Consider the following 14,165-nt stretch of genomic DNA (forward strand, 5'->3'; position numbering starts at 1 on the left):
CGGATTATGGATTAGCTTTTTTCAAATTGTCGTCATCACAATCGGCACAGCATCCCGTGCCATCTATCACCAGAATGTCGTGGTCTATCGTATTGGGGTTGTCTTCGTTCAGGACATCGAGATAGGTGGTCAGAATGGAGCGGGAGGTAAAGGGGGCAATACTTTCCACCACTTCGAATGCGATCGCGTCCTCGGCGATCTCGGCCATTTCCAGGCTTGGGAAGTGTTTGACTTTCAGTCCCATGATGACGTCTACATAGTCGAGGTTTTCGAGTACACGGAGCAATTCCACAGTATATAGTGTGGTCCCGAAAACAAGCGGCGCCCTGGAATCCGTAGCCCATGGGGCCAGGAATATTTTAAGGTCGGTATCCAGTTGTTTTTTGTAGAAAAAAGGATCTCTGCCTTCCCTGAATTTGACACAAACCTGTAAGCGTACCGGCTCGAAAATCGCATTGCGCACCAGCAGCCCGCCCTCGTGAGCGCATCCGCAACCGCTTTCGTCGGAGCCACAGCATTTCACCCCGCCGCCCTGATGGCTCACAAAATAGGTATTGTGCCGGTTGAGAAAGCGTTCGATGGCTTCCAGGACACCTGCATTAAAAATGGGGTAATATCTTCGGTTGCCGACCATCTGGTCGGGGAATGGTACCACGCCGAGCGTCACATAGCCCGGGCCGGTTACGTCGGTATCGCGGGTGTGCGTGATACACTTGGCGAGTGCTACTTTTGGAAATTGTTCGAGCGTCATGCGCTCATAGTCCCACAGCGTGACGGCGCGTCGCTTATGCCGCAAACGCTCGTGGATGCGGCGGTGGTAATCCAGCGGGCTGAAAGTCTCCGACAGCCGGCCGTCAAAAGATTGGAACGGCTGATCTACCTTGACAACATTGGCGTCCCTGAAACGAAGCGCTGTAATGGTTTGCGCGGGCAACCCATCCGGGAGGTGCGCGAGATCATTTTGCCGGTTTAGGAAAATGGCTGTGCCCGCCTGCGGAAAAATATCTTTCAGCATAGGCAGCGCGTCCACAAAGATGTTGTTGCCGGGATCTTCGCTCGCGCTGGCCTGGATCCAGAACAGGTCCTGCCGGCCGTCTTCTCCCAGCGCTAATGTATTTCCATTGTTGATATCGAACGGAATCTGTAACCGAAGAATGCCTGTTTGGCGCATCCCGAGTGTTTCGTCGACGAGGATGAATTGTGGCGGTAGACGGACCCACTCATTTTGCCGCAGATAAGCCCATACGATTTCATCGGGCGCTATGTGGTCGGGGTTGCCGGTCCCGTCGGCAAAATGGAAGAGCAGCGATAATGTCTGGCCGGGTTGCAATGCTTCAAAACCCAGACGCAGGCTGCCGTCGGCAATGTCCGGAAAGGTCGGAGCTGCGTTTGCCGGTCCGGCTGCGGCATTCTGGTTGTCCAGTAGTCGTGTGCCCCTTTCATCGGTCATAATCAGAGGCTTGTCCAGCTCAGGTAACCGATGCAGCGGAACGATTGTGAACAAGGAACCATCCAGCTCGCGTACTTTCGAATACCCGCCCAGAAAATCCCTCCAATACAGCTCCGGTTCTTGTTCCGTGGAAGTGTAGTCGAGCGAAATGGCTTCGGAGGCAATTTTGAAAATTTGGATAGGCGCATTCTCAGGGCCTTTTTTAATGCTGATGGTGGTTGTAAAAAAAGGATACGGCGTGGTGGTCACGTACGGCACTGGTTTTTCGAATTCCTCTGCTGTCAATTTTTGCCGCGTTCCGGTCAATGTAAGTTCCTTCGACTGGTCGTCCAGTCCTTCGATGGGCACGTTTAACGTCGCTTTTCCGGTTTTGACAGCCAGCTCCGGAGCCGTGACATACAATTTGAGGGTAGTTTCGTCGGCCATCGAACCGATTAACGGAATGTCGGCATTGGCCACGTAGGGCGTACTTCCGAGCTGTACGCTGATGTTACGGAGACGCTGATTTTGAGTTAGTATGCCGACTTTGGACAAATGAATGTTCGCGGCGGCATCGTAGTCACTGCCGTCTTTCAAGCGGAGCGTTACAAATGGATTCCCGTCGCCGATGTTGGCCTGCGGATCCTTGGGCGACGAAATGGAAACAAAATCGGCGGGAAGCTGGATGTTCCAGGTCGTGATGTTATCGTGGTGCACATAAGTGGATCGTAACGGAAACTTCCTGTTCGCCAGCACCACTTCCGGCTCAGTCGGTTCCTGCTTATTGAAGTCTAACGGAAAGGTATATACGCCTTCGGCTGTGCTGATCTCGGTGTAAAATTCTTTCAGTTCAATGGGGGCATCCGCGGCGAACGAAATCGTAATCGTCCGGTCGCCTCCGCCAGCAAGCCACAATTCGGGTGACATCATAATGAGCCCGGGATTGGCGGTAATGGTTTCTATCTGATTTCGTAGCCTGGTACTAAATGCCAGTTCTTCCTTGCCTGCGGTCTTTTTGAAGGCAAACATTTGAGTCTGTCTCCGCCATTTCCGGAATAATTCAAGTCCTGATAGTGGCCGCCACAGTTTTTGTCCCGCCTCGTACGGGATTTTGATACCGTCTTTCAGATCGGCCTTTCTTAATGCAATGGCAGTGCCCTGGAAGAAATACAGGTTTTGTTTTTCAATGAGTTTTGCCTGATTGACCACGAGCTCGTCGGCAAGCGCGTAGAGGCGGTCGAGACCGGTGACATCCTGGCCGCCGAGCAGCAATGTATCGTTTTGAAGGCGGTAGGTTTCGATATTCTGGGCGATCTCGAATACGATATGGACCTTGTCGGGAATCTCCCGGCGCTGCTGAAGGCGCAGTACGCCTTGGTAATAGAATAGCAAGTGCCTGGACAACAAACTATTCATGTCCGACTGGTGGTACCGGCGGAACAGTTGCAGGAAGGCCAGCAGCAAGGCAATGTGCGGCGGGTGGTCGCTGCGGCCGTGTAGTGCTGTTTGAAATGCCTTTTCGGCTTTTCCGACTACCCAGCTCAGCGCCTTGTAAAAAATCAGGAACAACTTCCATAGCCGCTCGCGGTCAGCTTCTTCCAGGGGAGCGTGGAAATCAATGCAATTCAAAAAATCGTGACTGTCAACACCCCATGCTTCCGCGCAGGGCGTGGGCCTGAAAAAAGGTTCGTACAAATCGATCACCTTCCCCTCGCGGCCGAGCTTCGCGTGAATGGTCTTGTGGTAGCTGATCAGTAAGCCGATGGGCGCATTAAAGTTTTTGACAGCGCCATTTTGCGACCGGATCCCCAATTTTTCTTTTATCAAAGCCTGTGTTTCGGCTTTGAGCGGATGGTCCGGCGGGAATTTTTCGCATATATCCAACAGCTTTTGTGCGATGCCAAAAATGTGGTCTACCAGCGGATATAAATGATCGATGGCCTGGTCGCAGGCACTTTTTCCTTCGGCCTGTTTTTCCTGCCGGCACGCCTGCACAAAGTCCAGCTCGCTTTGGCGGTAGTCGAGCCTGATTTCCTGCAGAGGGGTGGCCGCGACGATCGCCAGCAGCGTGGTAGCGTCTTTTTCGAAAAAGCAGGTCCAATCGCCGTCGGGCGTGTTGTCCGGCGACCAATAGCGGATCTGGCGGGCGAATTTGCCCGCAAACGCCAGCAGCTCAACCATATTACGGCCGTCGAGTTGGAGGTTTTCCGGAATGAGGGCTTTCAAAAGCCTTTCTTGTTGCGTGGTGCCAGACCGGGCAAGCGGGTGTGCGACAAGTGCCATAACAGGAAATGATGCTTAGGGTGCGACGTTGGTACCTTCGTTCAGATAGTAGGGGAACACGCGGTTGAAGCGGTTATTGGTAGCGCGGACTGTGTATTCCAGCAGGATGTTTAGACGGCCTTCGAGTTCCACCACATCCAGTCGCAGCTCGTTGAGTTTGATCCGCGGTTCGTGGAGCAAAATCGCTTCGCGTATCATTTCTTCCAGGAGCGACAATAGCGACACGTTCAGTGGCGCAAACACGAAATCGGCGAGATTGCAGCCATAGTCGGGCGTGATCCGACGCTCTTTCAGGCTTGTGCTGAACAGTATTTTCAGGCTTTGCCAAATGTCTTCCTCGTCCGAAACCATTTTGGGCGTGCAGTTCGGCTTGGAAAATTCGGGCGGGAAAGCCCAGCCGGTTCCGAGAAAACTGCGGCGTTCGGGGGGCATTGGGATTGTTTCCATAGGATCGTGATAAATCTGTTTTAAGTCGCCGGATATAAAACCAGCATTTAATCTCCTATAAACACATCGGCAGAGCCGCTGCTAATGCGCCCGCCGTGGGCAGTGGAATCAGTCTGCCGCGCAGCTGCAAGCCCGTCAAAAAATACAGACCCTGAGCCAGCGGCGATGACATTAGGCCCGCCCGCTGCACAGGGACATTGGTCCTGAATAGTTGCGGCCTTCATGCCGTTGACGAATACCGTACGCGGCGCGGCGATGGCGATTGACCCGCCTACATGAGCCACGCCCGCAGTGTTGAGCGTGCATACCTGAAGATCGGAAAGACGTGCGGCTGGTTTATTCATGGTCCGGGTTTGTTGAGTTGAATGGTTTTTCCTTTAATGCTCACTTCACCTTCGGCTTCGATCGAAATGTTCGATTTGCCGACCAGGCTGATCCCCGATTCGGAAAGCGTGACGGTGTTCCCGCTTTTGTCTTTGAGCTCGATCTTTCCCGGGGATTCGCTGACAAGGATGCTGTAACCTTCCTGGGTTTTAAGCTCGATGCTTTTCTTTTCGTCGTCAAACAACAAGCTCATGCCTTTTTTTGCGAAATAACCTTGTTGCAGGTTTTTGTCTTTAGCGTCGATAGGCGCTGGCTTGGTTTTGCTGTGGAGCATGCCCAGGATAATGGCGTCGTTGGGGTCGTTGTTGATAAAGCCCAGAATGACTTCGTCCTTTATCTCGGGCCTGAACACCGAGCCTCTTTTGTCGCCGGCGGAAATGGTCGCCTGTCGCGCCCAGATTCCTTCCGAGTTGCGCCCCTGTTCGGCGATAAACGGAATTTTGACTTTAATGCGATGCCCGCCAGTGACTTTGTCGCCTTCGATTTTGGTAACAATACCGACGTGCAGGCCCTGGATCGCCGGGAGCAAACCTCCGGCTTCCGGCGAGGTAATGTAAGGTTTGGTTTCGGCAAAGGTTTGCGCCGAAAGTCCAAACTGGATATCCACTTCCCAGGTACCGCTATGGACCTGGTGAAGCACGCCACTTATCAGGTGCGAGCCGTTGAAGCGGCCTGCTACCTTCTTGAGTGCCAGCGTGTGCAGCGGGACGTAGTGGCGGCCCCTTACCTGCACGCGGCCCCGCACCTGCGATAGTTCGGCGCGTTTCTGCTGCCCTTTGGCCCATGCACCCAGTGCTTTGGTGTCCATATCTCCGCCATGAAACAGCTGCGGTTTTTGCGATTCATAAAATACTTCCGGAAACTGATGTCTGGTATCTTCGACCCCGGTATCGATACCCAATGCATTGCCTGCTGCACTGGCAGCCTGTCCCAACCCATTCAATGCACCTGCCGCACTACCCAGCGCACCGGTATTTCCTGACCCTTTTTCGGTCGCCATTTTACTATTCACGGCATCCCAGCTCGATGTGGAAATGTCGGCATAGTGGGTGCGAACGTCCATTTCCGCTTCCAGGTCGAGGAGGTCGGTACCCCAGGTGACCTCGAAGTCGGCTTTGGCGGCTTTGGCGGGTTTTACAATGCTTATCTTGCCATTGCTCACCATCACGACCAGCCCATTGGCTTCGGCCCGCATCACCAGAAAATCCCAGTCGGTGCAATCGTACTGGACCAGTTCGGGTTGCGGGGCTTCGGTATCGTCCAGCGTGCCGATGGTCACGCCCCGGTTTTTATATTCACCGATAATTTCCTGGAAAACGGATTTGTCTTTTTGATCGACAAAATAACGGCTCTTCCTCGTCAGTGTGAGGTGTATCGCGGCGTCCTTGCATTCCAGTTCGAGCGCCGACGGGCTGCCCGCCGATGCTTTAATGCGGTGCCTGACGATCAGGCCTTTGAAAACATTTTCGGTCTGGTTTTGATAGCCGAGCTGGATGTCGACCATCTTGCCGGGCGCAAAATTCACAGAGCTGCTTTTGGAAAACGTGCCTTTTTCGACCGCTCCGTCCGCCCACACGATGTTGGCCGAGGGAATGCGGTTCAGTTCTTTTTGAACGGACATCGAAAGCAGGCCGCCTGGCTTTTTCGTCAGGTCGCTACCGTCCACCAATATTTTCGTACTCACGGTATGCGTGGGTTCGGTGGAGGCTTGGGGCGATATGCTGGGTAGTCCGACCATCTGTCAGGCAGTTTAAGAGTTGGCAATAGGCGGGAAAATCAGTTCGGAGCCTTGTTTGAGCCTCCGGAAATTTGTCAGTTCGTTGACCCTGGCTATTTCCAGATAATAGTCGGGCTTCTGGTAGGTGTCCAGGCAGAGGTTAATCAGGGTATCGCTCGATTTGACGATATGCTTGCGGGTCAGGTCGGGCGATAGCAGCGAGAGCGCGGCGGTTGCCACCGACGGCATTTTGAACTCATTGATTTTCAGCGTAACATCAACCCTGAGCGGCAGTCCCGATTCGTGAAAGAGCGTGAATGTGTGCGACATGCTTTGTAACACACCCATAAACACCAGCTTTCCCCAGTTGACCACCATAAAAGGCGGCCGGTGCGTTTCCGACTGGATTCCGTAGGTAACGATTTGCAGCTGTTGCAGTTTGGCAGTCACGAATGCGACCTGTGCATCGCTGCCAGCAGCGGCAAATGCCTGGGTTACCAGGTCAATGGCCGGCTGCTGCACGGGTACAATGCCTGTCCCATCAATGGTAAATTTGATTTCCAGCGCTTCGGGCTTCACGCCTTTGAACTGCGAGTGGACCAGCGGAGCGCCAATGTCGATAGGCGTGGCGTATTCTATCTCGAAATTTCGGGAATACGTTTCCGGATTCATCTGCAATTCAAAAACCCCGCCGGCGAGCGTTTGCAGAACCGAGCTCGCAATGGCCAGCGGCGACCCCGAATCGAGGTGTACCGACATGATCCGCAATTTGTTGACGTAGCCCATAATTACCGTTCTTTTTGTCTTTTCAGAATATCCATCACCTGCCTGACACACGCTTGTATCACCTCCTCATTCAAACCCTCGCGCGTGCCGTTACGGGCATCCTGCCTGGGCGGCGAAGAGGGGTCGATGGGCGTTTCGGCGATGTTTGCCCTGACGACCAGTTCTTTGATTTCGATCATGACGGAAAGATTTTGGAGAAATGCTGGTACTGCAATTCGATGCTCTCGATAGCAAGCTCGTTGTTGGCGGCATTGAAGCCGGAGACCGACCATTTGGTAGGATAGGCCCTTACAACCTGCCAGGTTATGAGTATCTTGTCCTGCGCTGCAAAATCCAGCAGCGAAATTTCCAGGTCTTTCGGGCTGAACGAAAAATTTTCCAGCGCCTCTTTGCACCAGTTTGCCAGCTGAGAACTCACTTCGAGGCCCCGTTTCAAAATCAGTTTTTCCGAAGAAGTGCGCACGGGCAACTGATAGACAAACCGGTTCTGGCCACCTTCTTTGATGGGTAATGTTTCCAGCGTCATGCTCAGGCCGGTAACTTCCTGAAACGCGACGTCCTCAAAATCACCGATCTTCACCTTGAAGAAAAAACCTGTGGGCGGGTACAGAGCCATTTGCGGGTGGTCAGATGTAGGAAACCGTGAGTCCTTCGTGCGCCAGTTCCATCGTATCAATGGAAATTTCGTTGCCGTCGGCCTTCATATCCGAAAACTGTACTTTGATGGGAATGGCATTCTGGAGTGTCCATGATACCACTTCGGTAGCGGCTTCGTCCATGAGCGTAATCGTGACTGTGCGCCGGTAGTCTTTGCGTTTCACGACGGATTTGTCCGACGCGGCATCACCGCCGTCGATCCAGTCGTAAAAATCGCGCAGACCTTTGAAAACACCTCTTTTAAGCGTCACATTGCTGAATTTCCGCATTCCGGGCAGTTTCCGTTTGGACAGATTCGGGTCTGTGCCGTCACGGTATTCGATCACATCGATCTGATAGTCCAGGCCGGTAACCTCGGTAAAACCGATTTCATTTTCTTTGGATAATCCCTCCCATTTTACTTTGAAACGGAATTTCGCTATCGGGTAAGAAACGCTAGTAGCCATGATTTGAATGATAAATAATGGATGTGGAACGATTAGTTAGCATTTGCCTGGAACTTGTGCTCGTAGCGCAGGATAATGAATTCGGCCGGCCTTGCCACGCGCAGTTTGATTTCGACGATCATCTTGCCTTCCAGAATATCGACATCCGTCATGGTTTCGGGCAAGCCTACATTCACCTGGTATGCTTCATTGGTTGTATTTCCAAAAAGACCGCCCGCCTGCCAGATCTGGACTAAAAAATTGTCGATCATCGCTTTGGCTTTGATCCAGGTGTCGCGGGTGTTGGGAGAAAAGACGAAATTTTGCATGGCCCGTCCGATGGCGTCTTCGATAAAGCAGAAAGTACGGCGCACCGAAATGTACCGCCATTCCAGGTCGTTGCCCGCGAGCGTCCTCGCCCCGAACACCAGCACGCCGCGGCCCTCGTACGAACGGATCGCATTGATGGACTTGCCGGAAGTAGCGTCGACATTGAGTGAAGCGTGGAGGTCGTCGTCGATCTCGATGGCGGGGGCAATGGTAGCGGCAACCCCGACGTTCGCGGGCGCCTGCCACACACCCTGGGTGGCGTCCGTCTGCACCATAATGCCCGCGATAGCCGAGGTAGGCGGCATGAGTACAGGTAAGTCCCGGATCGCTTGTTTGATTTTCGAGGCCAGTTCGTTGTTGGCATCTTCCAGGATGTCCAGCGTCATGCCCTGCAAGTCCCCGGATTTTGCAATTACAGCAGCGGCGGCCAGGGCGGCGTTCGCGGCATCGGTTTTTCCCTGCACGTCCAGGCCCGTAGTCAAAGTGTCGATAGCCGCATCGAGTGTCGGGAAATCCGTTACACCCGCCGCCGACAGACTTGCGTCCAGGGTAGCACTTCCGGTAATGCGCTTGGCCTCTCTTTTCGCGACTTCCTGCAAATCGGCGATAGCGATCGCATTATCGGCGGCATGCGCCTTGCCGACGGCATTTTTGATGCTCACATACAGCACCTGATTTGATTCGGCCTTCGCCTGGGCTGCTTTTTTTGTCTGATAATCGGCTGCGGCGTTGGTTGCGGCTGTGGCATCGGCGGCGTTCATAGCCTGGTTGTTCCGGAAAAAGCTTTCGATCACCACTTCATCCATCTCATACTTGTACACGAGCGTGGTGTTCAGGAACGGAAAGTAAGCAGCGCCGTATTTTTTCTGGTCTATCTGCGTCGGAACGATGTTCCGGAAATCGTCGATTTCATCTTCGCTGTTCTTCACATCGAGCAGCGCGACGCGGTTGACAGCCTTCGAGCAATGTTTGAGCGCTTCCTGCACGGCATTACTGTATTTGTCGCTGTCCGTGGCGTCCGGCATCACGAGTATGGTAATGTCTTTTGCCTTTTTCAAGCCGTTGAACAATGTTTCGTCGTACACTTCGGTAGTCTTGTCGAAGGTGTAGGTGCCTATCGAATAAATGAAACAGGGGCCGCCGCCATTGGCATAGTACAATTGCATGGCATAGTGCATCCGGTTTTTGAAATTTTCGCTTCTCGCCTTGACGGTCAGCACGCCGCCGATACCCGTATTGTCAACCACAGTCACCTTGATCTGCGCAGTGGACGCCCCTCCGAACCAGTCTTCATACTCACGCATGCTACGGACGCGGGTGGGTTTTCGGAGGAGGGATTCGCTATTTTTCTCATGCTTTTCCGTGTAGCCGATGAAGCACGGCACGGCACTCGGCACCAGCGCAATGGAAGGCGGAAGTGTGGGAACCTCTACCGTATAAACGCCAGGCATTCGGGTATCAACTAATGCTGCCATAATTAATGGTATTTAAAAGGTTAAAGATTTAAATGTTGAAAAAAACAACAGCTTTATTGTCGATGATTCGCAAATCATTGAGGAGTGGGACCGGTAATATTACTTCGTTTGCGCCTGCCTTTAATTTGATGGAAGGAGGCCTGTTTTCAAGCACAGGTAAAGATGAAACTGACTCGACAACATAGATCTTATCCGAACCGGTTTTCTTTAATTGGGCAACAACAATATCTATTTTCGACTCGGGTGGGTCGGCTACTTCTAATTCGGAGAATGTAATATCAACGTCTGTCGTAATTGTATCAAGAATATGTTTTTTACCTCTTACAATAATCGGAATGTCATAATCAATTTGCCTACTTTCTACGTCTGTAAAAACATATTGAAACTTGAACATCCGCCCGGGAGCTTTGACGGTATATAATGTTTTGAATGCAATATCATTTTGCAACCATATATCAATCAATGCAAAAAACGGCGTGCTTTGGTATGCGTCGTCACTGGCAATTAATATTAACGGTGTTTCGCCTGCCGGAAGTGGTTGTTTGGTAATTCTGTATTTGCCGGATTTTATAAAAGTTAATTCAATTCCTTCCGCTTTCGGATCGATATCTTCTGTGGATACCGTGCTCCAACCCGTAGTGTCAAAAAAATCAATAACTAATTTAGATACCGATCCTTTCTCCAATTCAAAGTTGAATTTTTGGGGTGTTAGCCGGGGTAATATTTCATGTTGGGATATATATTCGTCCTGCGTCAATGTGTCCCTGAATGTCCCGTCGCTGTTCAGATTGGTCAAATGAAATTGCCGGATGCCGCCTGTGTCAAATACATTGTATATGGCTGAATTAGTGAGGGAGGCCAGGAATGAAAAACAAACCGGCTCCGTAAAAGGAATTTCGGGCACTCCGGCGCTGATCTGCTGGAAAATATGCGTTTTCCCCAGGGTGTTTTTGACCAGCAAACCGTGATCTTCCAACGCTTGGATAGTAGTTCCGGTGGGCGTCAGGCGAATGTCCGTGCAAATGCCTTCACTGTAAAAGTGATGTTCGAAGACGATTGAGCACCGAATATCATAGAGAATGTCCAGCATGGCAAAAGGTTATTTTAAATGCTCATTGCTTTGAATATGCGTGACTAATCCAGCGCCATTGAGCGGCGATCCCTGGATGAAGATCAACCGTGCCTTGTAAACCACCGAAGGCTTTGCAGCCCCTCCCAAAACCGTCCAGAGGTTATGCAGGCTTTCGAAACCGATATTATGCAGCGTAAAATTCAGGTTGTAGGTGTCGCCCGACGCGTCCGAGAAACTGATCCGGGTATTGGCCTGGAAAAATGAAAGGACGTATCCCAAATGTTTGAGGGCCTCTTCATAGTCGTCGAAATTGGCGGAAAAAAGGAGGTATAAATTAAGAAACAATGTCGGTTTCTGACTGAAAGAAATTGCGTCCTCCTGGCGTGTCGGATAGTTATTTTTCAGACTGCTTTCTTCTTCAACACTTACTAATGTCAGTACCAGATTATTTTGAATCGTATCCCCGCCTCCGGGTGTATCCCTTTCTTTTTCATGCTTTGCAATATCGCCAAGCACCAGCCCTTTTCCTCCGTTTGCTACAATTTGCGAACTATTGAATCGGATCGCGATATCTTTTAGAACGGGATGTAACATGGCATTTACGTTAAGTTTTGATAATAAATATCCAGCTCCGGCTGGTACATGGCGGACGCGTTTGCACGAATAAATAATTAATAAATGAAGAATTACAAATGCTTCAAAAGTCGAATTTGTATCTTAAACCAAAATAGCTGTTGATAAAATAATTTGAAATTGAACCTTAAATAGTTTGACAGGTTTTTAAAAACAATTTGCAAAGCACTATACGCAATTTTGATTTTATTCTTGGATGGGCAGGTTGGGTATTGAACGCCAGGAGGAAGAATACGACGCTACATGAATGTGTGCATTAGCATCAGAACAAATATATAATAAATGGTAATAAACTGATGTTTAAATTATTAAACGGCGAATGCCGGGCAGATGTGCACACGCACCCATTTGCCCGGAGCCAGTTTTTAGAATGTGTTGGGGGAATTAAGCAGCAATCCGACAAAGGAGGTGACACCACTTGTCCAGAAGCAGAAGAAAATCAGGTGGGTACAAGCAGGTAAAGTATGCTTGCAAATCGCAGGTGTCTAATTGTCATGGTTTTACGAGAAATGTATTCTACTGAATTGGTGAGGGAACTTGGTATCTCAGGGGTCAAGTTCAATGGCGCCAGGTTCGGATTTTTAGTACTCTCGCCGGCCGTTACAATTACATGAGATTGCGTGCCTGAAATTCACTCCGATCTCAGAGACTTGACCGGATTGGCCAGCGCTACCTTTATACTCTGGAAGCCGACCGTGAGCAAGGCCACACCAAGAGCCACAAGTCCGGCCAGCACGCACAACCACCAGCTTATGTGAATGTGATAGGCAAAGCTGCCGAGCCATCGATCGGTTCCCCCACCGGGTTTTTCCAGCCCGACATTTTTACAAATGCTTCATTGACAATAAAGCCGCCATTAATGTCCGAAACTCGGTCTGATGACAAGTTCCTCCCTTGCAATAATTTAATGTTCAGCATGGGAAGAAAATGTTCGTCAATAAAAAAGTAATTGCTGATCACCTCTTTTCTTTTTCCATTGGATTTAAAAATAGTGGTGCCCGCGGGATATATCTCTTCAACCGACATCACATTCGAACCAACTGTGACCTGCTGCACGTAGCTTTGTTGACGCAGCATTGCCGCAAAAGCTTTCATTTTTGAGCGGCCCGCAGAATCGTCGGGACTGGAAATTGCCATTATTTGCGCTCTGTCGAAACCCGGATTGTGATTTCGCAAGAATTTCATTTGCTGATGGATAACCAGAACGCCGAAAACCGTAGCGACCGCAAGGGAAAATTGAAAAAGGGTGATCCCTTTTCTGAGCCATACGGACTGTCCGCCTGATGTCAAGGCACCTTTTAAAGCTTTAACCGGCTTGAAAGACGACAGTATAAATGATGGATACACGCCCGCAAGAACGGTAATGATCACCAAACTCAGCGCACCAACGACGATGACATCGCTCCATGCTACGATCAGGACGATTTGAAGCAGGCTGTTTAAAAACGGAATTGACATTTTCAGGATTAGAGCGCCAATTATCACTGAGGCTGCGGTGATGATCAGGGACTCGAAAAGAAATTGCCAGACAAGCTGGCCCCGCCTGGCACCATTTGCCTTTCTGACGCCCACTTCCCGGGATCTCTCCATAGCAGTGGCGGTTAGCAGGTTAATGTAGTTCAAAACGGCAATGATGAGCACGAACAGGGCCAGGAATGAGAAAAGGTAACCATATCGCCTGTCTCCCTTCGGCGTATCGCCCATTTTGCCAACACTGTAATGCACATCTTTCAACGGCTCAGTCTGGAAAATAAGTTTGTATCCGTCCGCGCCTTGCGCTTTAAGTTCCGGTTGAATATACCGCTGGCTTAGTGCCTGAAGTTTTTTATCAAGAGATTTCAAATCAGGGTTTTGCGTAAAAAGCGCAAAGGTGTAAACTGGAAAATCATCTGTCAGCCAATCATTGGTACCAGAAAAGTCGCGCGACAACAGGACCGATATCTTCAAGTCTGAATTTGACGGTTGATTTGCCATTACGCCCGTGATTTCGTAATGTGTTTGATTGATCTGGATAATCCTTCCCAAAGCAGAGGTATTCCCGAAATATTTTTCCGCAAACTTCTGGGTGACGACCGCCTTATCGGGTTTTGCTAACGCATTTGTCGCGTTTCCCTCAAGAAATGGGAACGAGAATATATTGAAGACTGATTGTTCGGAAAAGTAAACATTTTGCTCATTCCGTAATTGCTGGTGATGTTTTACAGTCGCCTCTGTAATTTGCAGGCGGGCCGTTTTTTCTATCTCGGGGTAATCCTTGTTCAGGTAGGAAGCCAGCAAAACCGGAGTGTTGGCAATTAGCATCGGTTTGTCAGGAGTTTCGAATTTCGTTGTAATTCTTACAATCCTGTCCGACTTGTCGTGATGGCGGTCATAGGTAAATTCATGTTTGACATAAAAAACAATGGCCAGGCAAACCGCCAGCCCGATCGCTAATCCCCCGATATTTACAGCAGCGTAAAACTTTCTGCGCCATATATTTCTAATTGCAATTTTTAAATAGTTTTCCAGCATCGTTATCGCAGTATTG

At 50.4% G+C, this 14,165-nt stretch carries 12 protein-coding genes; all 12 read right to left on the reverse strand.

Annotation, left to right across the window (positions count from 1 at the left end; all coding sequences use genetic code 11):
* Positions 1-4 precede the first annotated feature (4 nt).
* Positions 5-3,712, reverse strand: coding sequence for a hypothetical protein (locus BMW93_RS04490; RefSeq protein WP_090374017.1), 3,708 nt, complete (start codon positions 3,710-3,712; stop codon positions 5-7).
* 15 nt (positions 3,713-3,727) lie between these two features.
* Entirely contained in the window at positions 3,728-4,159 is a 432-nt protein-coding gene (locus BMW93_RS04495) for a GPW/gp25 family protein (RefSeq protein WP_090374018.1), read from the reverse strand.
* A gap of 47 nt (positions 4,160-4,206) precedes the next feature.
* The gene (locus BMW93_RS04500) at positions 4,207-4,503 is read right to left on the reverse strand and encodes a PAAR domain-containing protein (RefSeq protein WP_090374019.1); all 297 of its coding nucleotides are present in this window, start codon (positions 4,501-4,503) and stop codon (positions 4,207-4,209) included.
* Positions 4,500-6,281: a type VI secretion system tip protein VgrG gene (vgrG, locus tag BMW93_RS04505; protein WP_090374020.1), complete on the reverse strand. Its 1,782-nt coding sequence runs from the start codon at positions 6,279-6,281 to the stop codon at positions 4,500-4,502. Before vgrG ends, BMW93_RS04500 begins: the two co-directional genes overlap by 4 nt.
* Positions 6,282-6,293: 12 nt before the next feature.
* Positions 6,294-7,046, reverse strand: coding sequence for a hypothetical protein (locus BMW93_RS04510; RefSeq protein WP_090374021.1), 753 nt, complete (start codon positions 7,044-7,046; stop codon positions 6,294-6,296).
* A 2-nt stretch (positions 7,047-7,048) separates the two neighbouring features.
* A complete protein-coding gene (locus BMW93_RS35375) occupies positions 7,049-7,225 on the reverse strand; it encodes a DUF5908 family protein (protein ID WP_177194000.1) in 177 nt (58 codons plus the stop codon).
* Positions 7,222-7,662: a phage tail protein gene (locus BMW93_RS04515; RefSeq protein WP_090374022.1), complete on the reverse strand. Its 441-nt coding sequence runs from the start codon at positions 7,660-7,662 to the stop codon at positions 7,222-7,224. Before BMW93_RS04515 ends, BMW93_RS35375 begins: the two co-directional genes overlap by 4 nt.
* Before the next feature lie 10 nt (positions 7,663-7,672).
* Positions 7,673-8,149 (reverse strand): phage tail protein, encoded by a 477-nt coding sequence (locus tag BMW93_RS04520; RefSeq protein ID WP_019945384.1) that lies wholly within the window; start codon positions 8,147-8,149, stop codon positions 7,673-7,675.
* Between the two features lie 32 nt (positions 8,150-8,181).
* The gene (locus tag BMW93_RS04525) at positions 8,182-9,933 is read right to left on the reverse strand and encodes a phage tail sheath C-terminal domain-containing protein (RefSeq protein WP_090374023.1); all 1,752 of its coding nucleotides are present in this window, start codon (positions 9,931-9,933) and stop codon (positions 8,182-8,184) included.
* Positions 9,934-9,961: 28 nt separating this feature from the next.
* Positions 9,962-11,023, reverse strand: coding sequence for a hypothetical protein (locus BMW93_RS04530; protein WP_090374024.1), 1,062 nt, complete (start codon positions 11,021-11,023; stop codon positions 9,962-9,964).
* Positions 11,024-11,032: 9 nt separating this feature from the next.
* Complete coding sequence (locus BMW93_RS04535; protein WP_090374025.1) at positions 11,033-11,599, reverse strand: DUF4255 domain-containing protein; 567 nt, start codon at positions 11,597-11,599, stop codon at positions 11,033-11,035.
* A 789-nt stretch (positions 11,600-12,388) separates the two neighbouring features.
* Positions 12,389-14,149 (reverse strand): ABC transporter permease, encoded by a 1,761-nt coding sequence (locus tag BMW93_RS04540; protein ID WP_229240207.1) that lies wholly within the window; start codon positions 14,147-14,149, stop codon positions 12,389-12,391.
* Positions 14,150-14,165 lie beyond the last annotated feature (16 nt).

Source organism: Dyadobacter sp. SG02 (assembly GCF_900109045.1).
Classification (GTDB): Bacteria; Bacteroidota; Bacteroidia; order Cytophagales; family Spirosomataceae; genus Dyadobacter.